This is a genomic window from Bacillus sp. DHT2 (genome assembly GCF_026241455.1).
In the GTDB taxonomy this organism is placed as follows: domain Bacteria; phylum Bacillota; class Bacilli; order Bacillales; family Bacillaceae_G; genus Bacillus_A; species Bacillus_A pseudomycoides.
The window spans coordinates 336,515-353,797 of sequence record NZ_JAPHWH010000001.1; the positions used below are offsets into that span (position 1 = coordinate 336,515).

At 35.8% G+C, this 17,283-nt stretch carries 17 protein-coding genes, 3 pseudogenes and 1 riboswitch; of the genes and pseudogenes, 10 read left to right on the forward strand and 10 right to left on the reverse strand.

The features are described from left to right. Positions 1–403: 403 nt before the first annotated feature. Together ORL93_RS01925 and ORL93_RS01930 are read left to right on the forward strand one after the other, a co-directional pair. Positions 404–751: a PadR family transcriptional regulator gene (locus tag ORL93_RS01925; protein WP_006095475.1), complete on the forward strand. Its 348-nt coding sequence runs from the start codon at positions 404–406 to the stop codon at positions 749–751. Beyond that, the gene (locus ORL93_RS01930) at positions 738–1,736 is read left to right on the forward strand and encodes an HAAS signaling domain-containing protein (RefSeq protein ID WP_098161554.1); all 999 of its coding nucleotides are present in this window, start codon (positions 738–740) and stop codon (positions 1,734–1,736) included. The genes ORL93_RS01925 and ORL93_RS01930 overlap by 14 nt, the downstream gene beginning before the upstream one ends. A 128-nt stretch (positions 1,737–1,864) precedes the next feature. Here the strand turns inward: ORL93_RS01930 and ORL93_RS01935 are convergent, their stop codons facing one another. Further along, entirely contained in the window at positions 1,865–1,981 is a 117-nt protein-coding gene (locus ORL93_RS01935; protein ID WP_003209912.1) for a YjcZ family sporulation protein, read from the reverse strand. Between the two features lie 149 nt (positions 1,982–2,130). Further along, entirely contained in the window at positions 2,131–2,427 is a 297-nt protein-coding gene (locus ORL93_RS01940; RefSeq protein ID WP_006095477.1) for a hypothetical protein, read from the reverse strand. A 244-nt stretch (positions 2,428–2,671) separates the two neighbouring features. Here ORL93_RS01940 and ORL93_RS01945 point away from each other — a divergent pair, with 244 nt between their 5' ends. After that, positions 2,672–3,304 carry a type 1 glutamine amidotransferase family protein gene (locus ORL93_RS01945; RefSeq protein ID WP_098161555.1) on the forward strand — a complete coding sequence of 211 codons (633 nt, stop codon included), beginning with the start codon at positions 2,672–2,674 and terminating at the stop codon, positions 3,302–3,304. A 219-nt stretch (positions 3,305–3,523) separates the two neighbouring features. Further along, a pseudogene (locus ORL93_RS01950) lies at positions 3,524–4,036 on the forward strand (IS110 family RNA-guided transposase); the annotation flags it as partial. A 174-nt stretch (positions 4,037–4,210) separates the two neighbouring features. Here the strand turns inward: ORL93_RS01950 and ORL93_RS01955 are convergent. Further along, on the reverse strand, positions 4,211–4,702 hold the full coding sequence (locus ORL93_RS01955; protein WP_098161556.1) for a DinB family protein: 492 nt from the start codon (positions 4,700–4,702) through the stop codon (positions 4,211–4,213). A 718-nt stretch (positions 4,703–5,420) separates the two neighbouring features. Here ORL93_RS01955 and ORL93_RS31445 point away from each other — a divergent pair. The 3 genes and pseudogenes from ORL93_RS31445 to ORL93_RS01965 form a co-directional block, all read left to right on the forward strand. Next, a pseudogene (locus ORL93_RS31445) lies at positions 5,421–5,540 on the forward strand (ABC transporter ATP-binding protein); the annotation flags it as partial. A gap of 102 nt (positions 5,541–5,642) precedes the next feature. Beyond that, entirely contained in the window at positions 5,643–6,800 is a 1,158-nt protein-coding gene (locus tag ORL93_RS01960) for a serine hydrolase domain-containing protein (protein ID WP_265958531.1), read from the forward strand. A 329-nt stretch (positions 6,801–7,129) separates the two neighbouring features. After that, complete coding sequence (locus ORL93_RS01965) at positions 7,130–8,323, forward strand: serine hydrolase domain-containing protein (RefSeq protein WP_265958532.1); 1,194 nt, start codon at positions 7,130–7,132, stop codon at positions 8,321–8,323. A gap of 513 nt (positions 8,324–8,836) precedes the next feature. Here the strand turns inward: ORL93_RS01965 and ORL93_RS01970 are convergent. The 3 genes and pseudogenes from ORL93_RS01970 to pssA form a co-directional block, all read right to left on the reverse strand. Beyond that, positions 8,837–9,037 (reverse strand): DUF1657 domain-containing protein, encoded by a 201-nt coding sequence (locus ORL93_RS01970; protein WP_006095189.1) that lies wholly within the window; start codon positions 9,035–9,037, stop codon positions 8,837–8,839. 174 nt (positions 9,038–9,211) lie between these two features. Further along, positions 9,212–9,326, reverse strand: a pseudogene (locus ORL93_RS31450) (Tn3 family transposase); the annotation flags it as partial. A gap of 26 nt (positions 9,327–9,352) precedes the next feature. Continuing rightward, entirely contained in the window at positions 9,353–9,844 is a 492-nt protein-coding gene (gene pssA / locus ORL93_RS01975; RefSeq protein WP_265958533.1) for a CDP-diacylglycerol--serine O-phosphatidyltransferase, read from the reverse strand. 600 nt (positions 9,845–10,444) lie between these two features. Between pssA and ycaC the strand changes: the two genes are divergently transcribed. Next, positions 10,445–11,080 carry an isochorismate family cysteine hydrolase YcaC gene (gene ycaC / locus ORL93_RS01980; protein WP_018767514.1) on the forward strand — a complete coding sequence of 212 codons (636 nt, stop codon included), beginning with the start codon at positions 10,445–10,447 and terminating at the stop codon, positions 11,078–11,080. 148 nt (positions 11,081–11,228) lie between these two features. Here ycaC and ORL93_RS01985 read toward each other — a convergent pair whose 3' ends face one another. The 4 genes from ORL93_RS01985 to ORL93_RS02000 all read right to left on the reverse strand — a co-directional run bounded on the left by ORL93_RS01985 (position 11,229) and on the right by ORL93_RS02000 (position 15,309). Continuing rightward, positions 11,229–11,534 (reverse strand): iron-sulfur cluster biosynthesis family protein, encoded by a 306-nt coding sequence (locus tag ORL93_RS01985; protein WP_018780761.1) that lies wholly within the window; start codon positions 11,532–11,534, stop codon positions 11,229–11,231. 97 nt (positions 11,535–11,631) lie between these two features. Beyond that, entirely contained in the window at positions 11,632–12,141 is a 510-nt protein-coding gene (locus ORL93_RS01990) for a GNAT family N-acetyltransferase (protein WP_097795038.1), read from the reverse strand. 140 nt (positions 12,142–12,281) lie between these two features. Then, positions 12,282–13,745 carry an amino acid permease gene (locus tag ORL93_RS01995; RefSeq protein ID WP_018767512.1) on the reverse strand — a complete coding sequence of 488 codons (1,464 nt, stop codon included), beginning with the start codon at positions 13,743–13,745 and terminating at the stop codon, positions 12,282–12,284. Between the two features lie 112 nt (positions 13,746–13,857). Beyond that, positions 13,858–14,050, reverse strand: a riboswitch (Lysine riboswitch). Between the two features lie 359 nt (positions 14,051–14,409). After that, positions 14,410–15,309 (reverse strand): sulfite exporter TauE/SafE family protein, encoded by a 900-nt coding sequence (locus tag ORL93_RS02000; protein WP_309534096.1) that lies wholly within the window; start codon positions 15,307–15,309, stop codon positions 14,410–14,412. A gap of 210 nt (positions 15,310–15,519) precedes the next feature. Between ORL93_RS02000 and ORL93_RS02005 the strand changes: the two genes are divergently transcribed. Continuing rightward, the gene (locus ORL93_RS02005; protein ID WP_265958535.1) at positions 15,520–16,323 is read left to right on the forward strand and encodes a VOC family protein; all 804 of its coding nucleotides are present in this window, start codon (positions 15,520–15,522) and stop codon (positions 16,321–16,323) included. Between the two features lie 14 nt (positions 16,324–16,337). Then, on the forward strand, positions 16,338–17,279 hold the full coding sequence (locus ORL93_RS02010) for an aminoglycoside phosphotransferase family protein (protein WP_098018190.1): 942 nt from the start codon (positions 16,338–16,340) through the stop codon (positions 17,277–17,279). The last annotated feature ends 4 nt before the right edge of the window (positions 17,280–17,283 follow it).

Here is a 17,283-nt window from a genome sequence, read left to right on the forward strand (position 1 = left end):
ATATGAAATCACTCCTGGCAAAAGTATGTTGTTTTACCTTCTAGATTTATGAGTATAATACCTTCTAAAAGTAAAAAATAAAATAGATGTAGCTGTACAGTGGTAATAAATAAAGTCCCATAAACGGCCGTTTTCGGTATTTTTTAAGGAAACTAGATTGGATATATATGTTAGGATAGAGAAGAAATATACTTAAGCCAACACCAATAAAGGAATCCACGTTTTAGACTACCTAATTTGTGGATTCTTTTTATTTTAACCTAAATATAATTCGAAAAATATTGTATTTTTATGTGTTTCTTACCGAATTATTTTTTTACATTGATGTTGGAACAATAATGGTGTATGACGCATAGTATAAAACATATACCGTATAACATACACCAAGAAAAGAGGTGAATGAATGGATACTTTATTGAATTCATTAACGACAGAGCTTAGGAGAGGAACTTTAACGTTAGCTGTTTTAAGTCAATTACAAAAGCCCCAGTACGGATATTCACTTGTTCAATTGTTGGAACAGTCAGGTATTAATATTGATCAAAGTACTTTATATCCATTGCTACGCCGCTTAGAAAAACAAGAGTTAGTAACAAGTAGTTGGGATACATCTGAGAGTAGACCGCGTAAGTACTATGTTCTAAGCGAATATGGTTTGGAGATTTTTTTACAGTTAAAAAGGGAATGGATGGACAATTCTAAAAAACTCTTAGAAGTGTTAAAAGGGGAGAAAGATGATGAATCTAATTGAGATTTATATACAAGAAGTGACTCGAAGACTGCCTGAAAAAAATCGTGAAGATATTGCTCTCGAGTTAAGATCAACCATTGAGGATATGTTACTTGATGATTACAGTGAAAAAAATATAAAAGGGGTCCTTGAAACATTAGGGAATCCCGCTATATTAGCTAGTAAATACCGCGATCAACCAATGCATCTTATTGGTCCTTACTATTTTGAGACATATGTTACGTTATTAAAAATGATTTTACCGATTGCTGCTATTATTTCTCTAATCTCGATCATTCCCGAATATTTTATAGGGTATCATGGCGAAGAAGCAGTAATTAATGTGAGTTATGATATTATTGGTTTTTGTATAGGGAGAATCGTTGAAGTAGGTATGCACGTCTTTTTCTGGCTGACACTTGTTTTCGCGCTTATTGAACGAGTAAATCATTCGAAAGGAAGTCACCCATTCACAACAAAGTTTACCAAATGGACAGCTGATGATTTAAAAAACACACCTTATATTCCTAAGAAAAAAGTCATCACGAAATTCGAAGTATTTGGAAGTTTATTATGGACTGCTATTTGGGCAACAGTTTATTTTTACGCAAATCATCTTGTAGGTATATATCGAAGTAGTACACACGGACTTGATTTTGCGGCTCCAGCTCTTAATCAGGATGTATTGCTTCAGTATTGGCCAATCGTTCTTGTTGTAATCGGTTTAGAAATAGTATTATCTATTTATAAATTAATTAAGGGACAATGGACAAAAGGAATAGCAATATTTAATACAGCTTTCCAGCTTATTGGAACCATTGTATTCATTGTGATAGTAACGAATCCAAATGTAATGAACCAAGATTTTATTACGTATACAGCTGATTTATTCACTATTACTACTAAACAACTTGAATCGCGGATAGTTGGCGGTGCAATTTTCTTCTTTATGTTATCTGCGGCAATCAGTGTATTTGATGGTATCCGCAAGGCTAAAATTCATTAATCAGCATTCGTCTATTACAATAATGGGGTTTAGTTTAACAAGCCATCCCTTAAAAAAGTCGGATTCTTAGCGTACAGGTGAACTGTACCCCATAAAGAAAAGACACTCTAATGAGTGCCTGATCTTAACTAGCAACCGAATCCGCCACCTGAACAGCTGCATCCAATAATGATTAATAGAATGAACAGCACAATTAGTAAAGCGAATCCGCCACCAAAACCACCACAACTACCACCAAAGCTCATAATATTTCCTCCTTGAGTAAGAGGGGCCAACTGGGATGCACATGTGTTTTAACGGATACACATTACTTTATGTTTTTAAACAATATATGAGCAGGTCCTTTAAGAAATAAAGAAAGACACCCTTACGTGGTTCAGCCAAGATACGTGTATTATTCTTCAATTCTTTCTAGTAGCCAATCTTGGACTTCATCTTTCAAATCCATTCCCACGATGATCTTACCAAGGACTACACCTTTACCGATTAAATTTATATCTATGTCTATAGATGGTTTTAATGGATTCATTGTGTATGTAACTGTTTCGATATGGCGAACTGGGATACGAACAATCCCAATGATTCCAGATGTAAGTAAATATCCATCCTCTGTAATCTCAATTACGTTATTTTTCCATGTGAATTTGTTATCAGTTATTGCTTTTGGATTTTTCGCACCAAAAATACCCATGATTTCACTCCTAAATGGGGAATCGTCTTAAAGAATCTAACGAGACCATTTTTTCTGAATTAAAATGGTATTCTCCAAGTAAATTAATATGTTCCCAACCTAGAGGTGACATATGGTGCAATAAGTCTCTGTTAAAAATATCGGAATTAATAAAATTTCATCAAGTAATATACTTCCCTGACGTTATCTGTCAGGGAAGTTATATTATAATAGGCTATATCAATAGTGATAGGAGTGTTATTGGATGCAAACAAAAAAGGTTTATCTTTATGTATTTAATACAATGTCAGACTGGGAATATGGGTATTTAATTGCTGAATTAAACTCAGGAAGATATTTCAAAAAAGATGTAGCACCTTTAAAAGTAGTTACAGTAGGAACGAATAAAGAAGGTATTACTACGATGGGAGGGCTGAGCATACAACCAGATATGTCCCTTGATGAATGTACTCTTGAGAGTAAAGACCTTTTAGTCTTACCTGGAGGGAATACTTGGAGAGAAGATATTCATCAACCTATCTTAAAAAAAATTGATGAAGCCTTAAAGATTGGCACTATTGTTGCTGCAATTTGTGGTGCAACTGAGGCCCTCGCGAATATGGGATACTTAGATTTTAGAAAGCACACAAGCAATGACTTAGAGTATATTAAAATGGTCTGTCCTAATTATAAAGGAGAAAAGTTTTATGAGATGAGACCTGCGGTATCTGGTGAGAATTTGGTTACTGCATCAGGAGTAGCACCTCTGGAATTTACGATGGAAGTACTGAAAAAATTAGATGTATTTGCATCTGATACATTACATGCATGGTATAACTTAAATAAGACTCATAACCCTGAATACTTCTTCCAGTTAATGAATTCAATAAATAGATGAGCTGAAAAAATCAACTTAGCAGTTTTATATTAGTTCAAATAATTACCATGCTTTAGACGATGTCAAAGCATGGTTTTTGTGTATAACTTAAAAATGTTTATAGAAGTAAAAAAATTACAAAGCACTCCTGAAGTTGTTATAAATAGAACTGGTAACTCAATCTCTTTTTAATATTGAAATTTCCTTAACGTTGTAAATCCGCATTTTCCTGACGATACCCCATTTAAGAAAACCCTATATCAGAGCCATTTAGTGACCTTAAAGATGTACATCCAAATGCTTTTTCAACAAAAAGAGTTTCTATCCATCCTAGAGCAAGAGATTGATGAATTAGCCATGCAGTTTGAAGAGTATGAGATTCTCCGTTCTATACCGGGAGTAGGATGTAAGATTGCGGCTACGCTCATCTCCGAAATCGGGGAAATTAAGCAGTTTAGTCACCCTAAAAAGCTAGTGGCCTATGCAGGAATTGACCCCAGGATCTATCAATCAGGTAAGTTTACAGCTACCATAAACCGCATCACGAAAAGAGGCTCTTCCAAGCTACGACAAGCTTTATATACAGCCGTTCAGTGTGGATTAACGAATAATCGAAACACCAAACTCAGAGAGTTTTACGACAAAAAAAGAAGTGAGGGAAAACCTCACAAAGTAGCGATAATAGCCTGCGCCAACAAGCTATTACATTGGATTTATGCCATTCTCAAGCATAAAGAGAGTTTCATAGCATGACAAATAACTAATAATTACATTAATTAAAAAAACTTCAAATTGTTGTTTTGAAGTCTCTTTGTCATGCCTTTTTTTTATTGTATCATTACTTATGAATCAATATTAAGCCAAAAGTATTGACTTATATTAGCTGATATAATTGAATAAATGAATATTAACTACATGTTTAAATGACTACACTTTAACAACATTCACTTTCCAGCTATTTTGCAGTTTTCGAATAAAGATGATTTGACCAATGTGATATGCGTTATGAGTGGATACATTTCCAAGTATCTCCCACCACTTCGCATGTGCAGGGAAGCCATTTACTTCACTCTCAACTTTTTCTTCCGTTAATAAATCTTGCCATTGTAACAACACCTCTAAAAGTCGTTCTTTTAAGTTACTAAAACTTTTATTTTCGGGAATTATAAAACTTTTATTATTATCACCTATGGAAGGTACAGCATTAACATGAGATTTTTGGTACCTAGTTTGCCATGTTTCATTCCAATAAAGTAGGTGCTGCACAATTTCAGCAATACTATTACAATTTTCGTTAGGCTTCCAAAATGCTTCTTCCTCTGACAAATTTTCGACCGATTCAGAAAATGGAAGGTACCAGCTAGGATCATTAGCATTAGCTAATAACTGATCGGATAAGACGTCTTTTGCATGAAACATGCTCTCCACACTCCTAATAATTTTTTTCTGATTTATTCAAGTTAAAAACCAAAGTAGTGGTAAAATTCAGGCCTCAAATGTAATAAATCGACTACCTAGTTCTATTAATTCTCTTATATTAAGTTAATCCCTTCATTATTTTTTCATAAGGGGGTCCTACCACATCGCCATCAAGCTAAGGTTTTAATATACCCCCTAAATGAAAATTTTCTTTTTCTACAGGTAGTTACTTTGAAAAGGCAGCTTATTTTTTCGTTTTGAGGGCGTTTATTTTTCTTAAGCTGATGAATATGGAGTCCCCCCCTAGTTAAATAAATTTCGACTTAGAAACAAGTGATTTTAACAACGTTAGGAGTGTTTCATGCAGCACAATGTCATTTATGTTGTATCGCAAGAAGAAAAATCACATTAGAAAAGAGCCGGAATTCATCCTGTTAAGAGTAAACCGAATCTTTAATATTTAAAGGACGAAAAAAAGAAACATAGAAGTGAAAAACCTCTGTGTTTCTTTTTGATTCATATATTTATTGGAAAATACTTTGAACTTTCAGGCATAGATATTTCTTCTACCCTATTATAGAAGCTATTTTGAACGTAAGGGATTTGTAAGGAATAGGTAAGGAAAAAGAGATTTTCATTGTGTATGATCAAAATATAAAGAAGCATGAAAGGCGGAACAGATATGACTTATATATGAAAAACAAACCAGTTAACAAGAGTGTTTCAAGGAAAAGAAGTAATTTCTGTGGTTAACATACATGTGAAAAAAGAGGGATTTACCGTTTGTTAGGACAGAATGGCGTTTGTAAAAATAATCATTATGAAGATGATTACGAATTCAATGTTGACCTTTTGTCATTGGTGGAGATGATAACTGTGTGGTTAGTACGAAACAGCAAGCAACCACCTATCCAATATGAATAGAGGAGAGGAATGTCTTATGAAAACACGTAGTCAAATTACATTTGCAAGTGTGGCCCTCTTAATAGCTGGAAGTTCCCTATTATACACAACGCCAACCTCAATTGTAAAAGCAGAGCCCACTCAAAATGTATCTAGTTCTTTACAAACAAGCACTCAACGAGATCGTAATTCCGTCAAGCAAGCAATGCGGGATATATTGCAACTTGGAATCCCGGGGATACTTGCTAAAACTTCTGAGGGTGGAAAAACGTGGGGTTATGCCGCTGGGATAGCGGATCTGAGAACCAAGAAACCAATGAAAACAGATTTTCGCTTTCGCATTGGCAGCGTGACGAAGACGTTCACCGCAACAGTTGTACTTCAATTAGCTGGAGAGAACCGCCTGAATCTAGACGACTCCATCGAAAAATGGTTGCCTGGTGTCATTCAAGGAAACGGATATGATGGTAACCAGATTACTATCCGGCAGATATTGAACCATACAAGTGGTATCGCTGAATACTTAAGGTCAAAAGACGCTGATATGATGAATACAAAAAAAACATATACGGCTGAAGAATTAGTAAAGATTGGGCTTTCTCTGCCTCCAGACTTTGCCCCAGGAAAGGGCTGGTCTTATTCAGACACAGGATACGTATTACTGGGTATCCTTATTGAAAAAGTAACCGGGAACAGCTATGCGGAAGAGATTGAAAATCGGATTATTGAACCGCTTGAATTGTCGAATACATTCCTACCGGGCAATTCAAGCGTTATTCCAGGCACCAACCATGCCCGTGGATATGTCCAACCAGACGGAGCAAGTGAGCTAAAAGACGTTACTTATTATAACCCAAGTATAGCTAGCTCGGCTGGAGATATGATCTCTACTGCTGACGACTTAAACAAATTCTTCTCTTACTTACTCAGTGGCAAATTACTGAAGGAACAGCAATTAAAACAAATGCTTACTACAGTTCCTACAGGAAGTGCTGAAATAAGCGGATATGGTCTTGGAATCTATGAAACTAAGCTTCCAAACGGTGTCTCGATATGGGGACACACAGGTAGCATTCCAGGGTTTGTTACTCTTGTTGGGGGTACACTTGGAGGCAAGCATACGTTGGCCGTCAATTTGAACAGTATGGGTAAAGCTAACTTTAAAAATATTTTACTTGCTGAATTTAGCAAGTAGGCAAAAAGGAAAACAGGATGAATTTTTTCATGATTTTTATAGTTGAAAATATACCTTTCTGGTTCAAAAACCCCCAACTTACTCTAAAAAATAATTTTTGGGTTTTTTTGGAATTACGGTGGCACCCCAATGTTATTCAAGGAAAAGAAGTAATTTCTGGGGTTAACATACATGTAAAAAAAGAGGGATTTACCGTTTGTTAGGACAGAATAGCGTTTGTAAAAATAATCATTATGAAGATGATTACGAATTCAATGTTGACCTTTTGTCACTGGTAGAGATGATAACTGTGTGGTTAGTACGAAACAGCAAGCAACCACCTATCCAATATGAATAGAGGAGAGGAATGCCTTATGAAAACACGTAGTCAAATTACATGTGCAAGTCTGGCCCTTTTAATAGCTGGAAGTTCCCTATTATACACAACGCCAACCTCAATTGTAAAAGCGGAGTCCACTCAAAATGTATCTAGTTCGTTACAAACAAGCACTCAACGAGATCGTAATTCCGTCAAACAAGCAATGCGGGATACATTGCAACTTGGATTCCCGGGGATACTTGCTAAAACTTCCGAGGGTGGAAAAACGTGGAGTTATGCCGCTGGGATAGCGGATCTGAGAACCCAGAAACCAATGAAAACAGATTTTCGCTTTCGCATTGGCAGCGTGACGAAGACGTTCACCGCAACGGTTGTACTTCAATTAGCTGGAGAGAACCGCTTGAATCTAGACGACTCCATCGAAAAATGGTTGCCTGGTGTCATTCAAGGAAACGGATATGATGATAAACAGATTACTATCCGGCAGATATTGAACCATACAAGTGGTATCGCTGAATACTCAAGATCAAAAGACTTTGATCTTATGGATACAAAAAAATCGTATGCGGCTGAGGAATTAGTAAAGATGGGGATTTCTCTGCCCCCAGACTTTGCCCCAGGAAAGGGCTGGTCTTATTCAAATACAGGATACGTATTACTGGGTATCCTTATTGAAAAAGTAACTGGAAACAGCTATGCGGAAGAGATTGAAAATCGGATTGTTGAACCACTTGAATTGTCGAATACATTCCTACCTGGCAATTCAAGCGTTATTCCAGGCACCAAGCATGCCCGTGGATATTTCCAACCAGACGGAGCAAGTGAGCTAAAAGACGTTACTTATTATAACCCAAGTATGGGTAGATCGGCTGGAGAGATGATTTCTACTGCTGACGACTTAAACAAATTCTTCTCTTACTTACTCAGTGGCAAATTACTGAAGGAACAGCAACTAAAACAAATGCTTACTACAGTTCCTACAGAAATAGCTGAATTAGGAGAATGTGGTCTTGGAATCTTTGAAACTAAGCTTTCAAACGGTGTCTCGATATGGGGACACGGAGGTAGCATTCCAGGGTTTCTTACTTTTGCTGGAGGTACACTTGGAGGCAAGCATACGTTGGCCGTCAATTTGAACAGCATGGGTAAAGCTAACAGTCCTGACCCTTTTAAAAATATTTTACTTGCTGAATTTAGCAAGTAGGCAAAAAAGGAAAACAGGATGAATTTTTTCATAGTTTTTATAGTTGAAAATATACCTTTCTGGTTCAAAAACCCCCAACTTACTCTAAAAAATAATTTTTGGAATTACGGTGGCACTTCAATGCTATTAAGCTAATAAAACAAAATCTTCCCTAAAATGAAAAAATACGTCATCCGCTCCTATTGGAGTGCCCCTGAGAAAGAGACAATAAAAAACACCTCTCTAAATCGTAAGTATCAGTTATGATTTTAATGGAGGTGTTTTTCGTATTATGGATACAATTTCGCTTTAGCTTGATTGGCATGGGGTACCGCCACACATCCATCAACTTAAGAATTTTATAACACACCCAAAACGAAAAAATGTACATTTTTTTGTTTTGGGACACTTGCTTTTCTTATCTTGATAGTGATGTGGTGAAACCCTTTAATTGTAATCATCATTTTGATAATCGTTATCTAAGCTGAGCACTCTTCCATTTGGACGATATTCTATGTGAAAGGTATTATGTTATTACTTGTACTGAGGCTCTTCTTGTTCAATTTGCTGAAGACGAGGATTTAAAGATTCAATAATTTCTTGAGTTTGTTGTGCTGCACCTTTATATAATTGTTTTGCTTCCTGGTTATCAGTATCAAGAACAAATCCTTCTAGGCATGCTTGAGCACTCTTTAATCCAGCGATAGTTTGTTTAAGTTTAGTGCTTACTGTCATGTAGTATTTCCTCCTTGTAAATGTACTTCAAAATATAGAATGCCTATTTTGTTATCATAGTACGATTTCCAATTTTCGGTGTATAACGAATTACAGGAATTATTAATGGTTGCATAACCATTTAACGATGCAACCCTAGATTCTCTATGTTTTGGGTAACTTTGCAACAGAACCGTTTATATGCTCCCATCCCAAGTGGTGAAATGTGTTCTAGTAATTCCTCATTGAAATCATACTTACTCTTTAATACTTCTATAGTCTTACTCAAATAAACGATATTCCATAAAGTCTTGATGGCGATGGGCGGGACTCCAATTAAAGTTTTTTAAACCTAATTGGACTTACCATTAAGAGAGCGAGGATTAATGTAATCCATGCATTGCTATATAAAAACAATCCCATACCAGCCAATGGTAATCCTGCAGCTGGAATAGGTAATCCCTTAAAATATCCAATGGTTGGTTTAACACTAAATTTTGCTAATCTTAAAGCACCCATCGTTGGGAAAAGGATAAATGCCAAAGAAGTTAAAATAGATGGTGTTGCTATCGAATGAAATAAAAGTGCAGGAGCAACTCCGAAACTAACAATATCAGCTAAGGAATCCAACTCTACACCAAACTCACTGTTCACTTTTAATTTTCTCGCAATCCTTCCATCAAGAAGATCTAAAACAGCTGAAAAGAAAATAAAAATGGAGGCTGCTTCCAAATAGTCACTCATATTCCTGGTAATTGAAAAAACACCGCACAATAAATTTCCGATCGTAAATAAATTGGGTACAGCTTTTACTATCTGATTGAACAAGGTTGTCCCCCCCTAAGTTGATCAAACTTCACATTTATGTAGCATTTTCTATATATTCTTCCGTTATTCTTAAAAATATATGACCACTGTACGCCAAGTAAATTTCGACAAGAGAAAGGCCGATTTCCTGTACGTTATGTTGGTTTATAAAAATGTTTGATCATGGGTAAGTCTATTACTGTTGATTTACCTAATATAAAAAGCCTGTTTTTGAAAAAAGATTAATCAAAACAGGCTCTAAAATAGAAAAGGGGAAAGAGGAGAGAGGTGAAAACTTGAAAAGTGTAATTTGATGTAAGGTTCTCAGTTTATGAATATAGAATGCAGTAATCCCCTTGTTAAAAGTAATTTTGATTATATTGTAATTATGATGCATGAAATTATTTTAGTGTAAACAAAGAAAAGGTACCTCCTGCTGCAAGGTACCTTTTCCAAGGGATATAACTCATCATCTAAACAATCGATGGTCATTTTATTGAGAAATAAATCAATTACTTAACAATAAAAGGAAAATGATTGTAACAAGCGAATGAGATTTAAGAAGAATTTACCGATATATGAACTTTCTTCTATTACATTAGTTTAAGGAGGACTATAAAAATGTCTGATCTCTATTCTCGTCTTTCCAAAAATGATGCCGCTGTTCTTCTAGTGGATCATCAAACTGGTCTTATTTCCAGTCTAGTGCGTGATTATGGTGTTGATGAATTTAAGAACAATGTTTTGGCTCTTGCTAATACCGCTAAGTTTTTTGATTTACCAGTTATTTTAACAACAAGCTTTGAAAGCGGACCGAACGGCCCACTAATGCATGAATTGGTTGAGCTCTTTCCTGGTGCGCCAAAAATAGCTCGGCCTGGACAAATTAATGCATGGGACAATGAAGAATTTGTTAAAGCCATCGAAGCAACAGGTAAAAAGCAACTAATTATCGCAGGGGTTGTTACTGATGTTTGTGTTGCGTTCCCAGCACTATCTGCTGTAAACGCAGGATATGAGGTATTCGTTGTAACTGATGCATCAGGGACTTTTAGTAAACAAGTTGCAGATGCTGCCCTTATGCGTATGGCTCATGGAGGAGTCCAATTAATGAACTGGTTTAGCGTTGCAGCAGAATTACATCGTGACTGGCGAAATGACGTTGAAGGTTTTGGAGCTTTACTTGCTAAACATCTTCCTAGTTATCAAAATATCATGGAAAGCTATATGAGAGCTCAAAGAGAGCTTAGCAAGTAAAATGACTTAATTAATAGTTGTACTGTTTCATTTTTTTCGTTTTGGGGAGCAACCAATTTTTTAACTTGATGGTGATGTATGGTGACCCCTATTAGGCTTGATAAAAATAAAGAATGCCCTTGCTTCAGTCAAGAAACAAGGGCATTCTTCATTTTTTAACTGATAATCCATATACAAGTGTTTCGCTAGGAGTCGTAATACTAAAACCTGTCATTTTATAATCAAGCTTTAATGTATTTCCTATATAGTCTTTTGTAAAATCATCCATTTGAATAATAAGTTGCTCATCTTCATAAGCGATTTCATTTGGATTATACTCATCGAAAATTAAATCAACATCAACAAATATACTACAAGAATTTGTCATTGTACCTCTAATACGTACGATGTTTTTGTTATTTGCGTTTAATTTATGTAATACGGCTTTTGCCTCATCAGTTACGCGAATGTTCATGGAATCCCAACCTTTGTTTATAGTTCTTATTCTATTATTGCAAAAACATTAGAAATAGGGAAGTAAAGGGTTTCAATGAATGATAAACGTATAGGGATTACGATTTGAAAAGTAAGGATGGAACCGTAAATGTTTGTGTTAAGCATAACTCGTCATCACTTATTTTCTCAACTTCTTGATACTTTATCTCATTCTTTTGGTAGAACTTTTTCCAAAAGTTCACCGCTGTTTTATTGTTTTTTAATTGCATTACATAATAGGTTCCTTTGTGCTGTTTTAAAAGTTCTAAAATCGCTTGATCTGCTATCTTTTTTCCGCGGTAGGCTTTTAATAAGAAAAGATCGTTAATGCAGAAATCTGTTTCAGGATCTGTGAATGGTGATTTCGCGAATAGTAGAAACCCGACATATTTTTCTTCATATGTAATGAAGTAAGGAGAAAGCTCATCTCGGTTACAAATAAGTTCAAAAGCATCAAATTCAAAAAATCCATTTTCATTTGGATGAAGGGTAGGGGAGAATTCAGATAAATCATGTAAATATAGAGCATAAAAATTCTTTAATATTTTAAGTTGTTCTGTGGAGACAATTTCTAACGCGACGTTCATTTTAATCCCACCCTTTTTTAAATAATTCCTCTATGCAGTAAACCATTCGACATAAAGAAAACATATCCTTTGAAGGTGAAGGATTCATTCCAATAAAAAAGGTCAGCAAACATGATTGATGTTTGCTGACCTTTTATCACTTAAAGTTCACATTTATCAAGAGGAATTACTTTTGTTTTCTTTGTAAATTTATATCCTAACCACATCGCAAGGAAGAGAGGTAAGCCGATATAGGAAACAAGTACACCATTCCAATCGATAGACTCACCTATAAATGCTCCGTAATTTTGTCCTAAAATGACAATGACACAAAGTGCGAATGCGAAGATTGGACCAAATGGGAACCATTTGGCTTTATACGGTAAATCATTTAAATCTTTTCCTTGTGCAATATATGCTTTTCGGAAACGATAATGACTAATAGCAATTCCGACCCATGCAATAAATCCGGACATTCCAGATGCATTTAATAACCAAATATATACAACACCGTCGCCGAATAAGGAAGCTAGGAAAGCGGCACAGCCAACTACTGAAGTTGCGATTAACGCGTTAACAGGTACGCCGCGGCTATTTAATTTACCTAAAAATTTCGGTGCTTTTCCTTGTCTTGCTAAATCCCAAAGCATACGAGCTGATGCGTACATACCTGAGTTACCAGCAGATAAAACTGCAGTTAAAATAACTGCGTTCATAACAGAAGCGGCAAATGCAACTCCTGCTTTTTCAAATACAAGTGTAAATGGACTTACTGTTACATCGCTAGCTGCAAGACTTTCAGTTGTATACGGAATTAATAAACCGATAACAAGTATTGCAAAGATGTAGAATAATAGAATACGCCAAAAGATTGAGCGAATTGCTTTTGGAATGCTACGCTCTGGATCGGCAGTTTCACCAGCAGCTACACCTAATAATTCAGTTCCTTGGAATGAAAAACCAGCAGCCATAAATACACCGATAATTGCCATAATACCACCGTTAAATGGTGCATCTGCAACAGTAAAGTTTTTAAATCCAACAGGTTCGCCACCCATAATACCAAAAATCATCATAAATCCAACGATTAAAAAGATAATAACAGTAGCTACTTTAATAAGTGCGAACCAATATTCCGCTTCACCAAACCCTTTAACAGATAAGTAATTTAAAAGAAACATAATGACTAAACAAAGGCCACTCCAAATAAGGGAAGGTGTATTTGGGAACCAAAACTTCATAATTAATGTTACGGCTGCAAGTTCAGCGGCAATGGTAATTGCCCAGTTATACCAATAATTCCAGCCGAGTGCAAATCCAAGTGATGGATCGACAAATTTTGTCGCGTATGTGCTAAAAGATCCAGTGACAGGCATGTAAGCTGCTAATTCAGCTAAACTTGTCATTAAGAAGTAAACCATAATTCCGATTGCCGCATATGCGATGAGAGCTCCGCCAGGCCCTGCTGTGTGAATGACACCACCACTTGCAAGAAATAGTCCGGTACCGATTGTACCGCCGAGAGAAATCATCGTAAGGTGACGAGATTTTAACCCGCGTCTTAATTCACCTTGTCCTTGTGTAGATTGTTTTGTAGAGGTAGCTTGATTCGTTGCGCTATTCATGTTCAACACTCCTTTTCTTGTAAGATTAGGAAGGAACGGGGAGAAAAATACAAAAAACCGCCAAAGGAATTTGGCGGAACGTTTCACAAATAACCACCCCATCATACCCTTCCGTTAAGATAGCACCCCACGTTTACACGGTACTTTGTAAACGTGACAGTTCTGTTCCTGTTTGGAGACAGCCCCAGCTCGTACTTCCAGAGAAGAAATACAAACTTCGGCAGCATTTCCTTTCAAACGGAGTCATTGACATTCTCTGTGTCTAATCCGTTCTACTAATAAAAGCCGCAACCTCTACCTCATCGGATTGATGAGGATTTATTTATTGCTGTGATTTTTAATATATGGCAATTGTAATTAGTTTCTGAAAATATTGCAAGGAATTTTTGTAGGAAAATATCAAAAAAAATCGGTTATTGTATAGGAAACGTTTCAAAATTCCACCCGAACCTACTTGATATGTAAAAAAATGAAGAAAAAATTGTTATACAAATGTTTCGCAAAAAGATATGGAAAATCCTCTAAAATTAAAAGAAAATTCAGAAAAAATAAATTCGACATTGATTATAAGCAAAATAAAGAGTGCTAAAGAGATTAAAAAAGGTAAGCAAACTTATCATTTGCTTACCATAGTATTTCACACCACTTTATAATTATTTCTGTTTTAAGGCAAAACTCGTTTTTGTCCAGTCGTATATTCAACGTTTTGTTTTGTAAGCTGGGAGTGATTTCTAACCGAAATGAATAGTGCAATGATAACGACAAGACCCACTGCAATATAGGAAAGGTTAATAATTGTTGGATCCACTTTAAATGATGTAAGCAGTGTCCGGATATTTGTAAAAATAATCAGTCCACCAACGAGTACACCAAGTAAATGTGAAGGTACAATTCGTACTAACCATGCAGCGATTGGTGCGGCGATAATGCCGCCGAGCATAAGAGCAAATACCCAAAACCAGCTTACTTGTTCCCAGCCTAATGAAATGAAAAATCCAATAGTTGCAGCTAATGAGACAGGAAACTCACTCGTATCAACGGAACCAATGACTTTTCTTGCTTCATTTCCACGTGCGAGAAGTACTGGTGTAGTGATAGGTCCCCAGCCACCTCCACCAGTTGAATCAACAAATCCCGCAAACAACCCGAGTGGTATAAGTTGCTTACCAGACATACGTTTATTTGATTGGACAATTTGTTTTTGAATAATAAATCGTAATAAAATATAGACACCTAAAGTAAATAAAAAGATAGAAATGTACGGTTTAATTAAATCACCCGGTAAATTGCTTAAAAAACAAGCACCAACAAAAGCACCAACTGCACCTGGTAATGTTAGTCTGGAAACAGTGTATTTATCAACGTTTCCAAATCGAATATGAGATACGCCAGAAGCTGCAGTGGTAACAACTTCAGCTAAATGAACGGATGCGGAAGCGACAGCAGGTGCAATGCCAAACATTAATAATAATGAGGAAGACGTTACTCCGTAAGCCATTCCAAGTGCCCCATCAATCAGTTGAGCAAAAAAACCAATAATAGCAAAGACAATTAATTTTTGCATATAAAATCCCCCTGTAATAATAAATAAAAAGGCTCTTTTCTCGAGTGAGAAAAGAGCCTTTGGTTTTTCCAATCAGCTTAACGTTAATTTTTTATTATTATAATGCATATTAATCTCATAAAGCAACTAGGTTTTAAAAGTTTTTTAAATTGATTGAAATAACAGAACAGTTATATAATAAAAGGATGTAAATAAAGGGAGGGGAAAATTATGTTAGCATTTGATCATCTCGTTCATACCGTTAGGTGCACACCAAAGGAAGCAGAAAAGCGAATGGAGGAGTTTGGATTTCATACGGTACAGGGCGGAGAACATACAAACTGGGGGACATGGAATAGTTTATGTTATTTTGACTTATCTTATATTGAATTTTTAGCAGTGCAACATGAAGATACAGCGAAACAAGCGGATAATCCACTTGTTCAGGAAACTGTAGAGAAATTACGAGATAGAGAAGGAATGCTGCAAATTGCTCTTCGTACAGATCATATTGAAGAACTTGCGGTAAGGTTCATGGAAAAAGGGTTACAAGTTAAAGGGCCGTTTGAAGGAAAACGAATGAGAAATGACGGTCATCTTATCAAATGGAAAATGTTATTTGTGGAACAGGAAGATAGTGGACCGAAATTACCTTTCTTTATACAGTGGGAAGAATCTGATGAGAGTAGGAGATTCGATTTACAAGAAGTGGGCGTCATTGTCCCGCATAGCAACGAGGTAAAAGAAATTCAGACAATATATTATGCTGTGAAAAATGCACGTGCAACAGTAGAAAGATGGAAAGAGATACTCGAAGTACAAGTGACTTTACCTGAAATTCATCAAGAATGGAATGCGCTTTGTCAAAGTGTATTGCTTGAAAATGTAAATGTGCAGTTTTGTGAACCTATTAGTGAAGGGTTCGTGCAAGAATGTTTGTTAAAATATGGAGAACTTCCTTTTGCGGCTGAATTTCAAGGAGCAAATACACAGAAGAAAAAACAACAAATTTTAGGGAATGTATACATATATTAATTGGAGTGGTCTATGTGGAAGAGGTGCTAAGGGAGTTAGAACAACAATTGGATTGGCCTCGTATAGTAAAATGTACTTTGATTCCAAAAGGTTTTTCATTTGATAAAAAATATAAAATTGAATTAGAAAATGATGAACGCTATTTTATTAAAGTGTGTGATATGTCAACTAGTGAACGTAAGCGCGAAGAATATGAATATACGCGTCATTTTGAATCATTAGGTATACCGATACCAAAACCAGTTCATTTTATAAGGCTTGTTAGATTAAATCAATGTGTACAAGTATTTGAATGGGTTAACGGAGAAGATGGTGAAGATATACTTGGAAAGTTGACTGAGAAAGAGCAATATTTGGCTGGAAAAAGGGCGGGAGAAGTCTTAAAGACAATTCATACAGTGAAGAAAAAGAATGTAGAAGAATCTTGGGAAACAGCTCGATGGAATAAATACGAGAGATATTTGCAATTATTAGTGGAATACGAGGTGGATTTTATTGACTTGCAATCGGTGTTAACCTTTGTAGAAAATCATAAGAATTTATTGCGAAATCGTCCTACTGTGTTTCTGCATGATGATTTTCACCCAGCAAATATTATGATTCATCATAATGAATTTCGTTCAGTAATCGATTTTGCGAGGTTTGATTTTGGGGATCCCATTCATGATTTTTATAAAACGGCCTTGTTTACAATTGATATAAGTGAACCATTTGCTGTTGGACAAGTCCATGGGTATTGTGATGGGGAGCCGTCACTTCATTTTTGGAAACTATATTCACTGTATGCAGCGATGATTTTTCCAGCAGATATTGTTTGGGCACATAAAGTAACACCAAATTTATTAGATGGAATGAAGGGGAGGTTGAAGCGGATTGTAGACGATCAGAATGATTTTACTTCTTATATTCCAAATTGGTATAAATCTTTTAATAAAGATATAATAAATATAGAATAGTTGG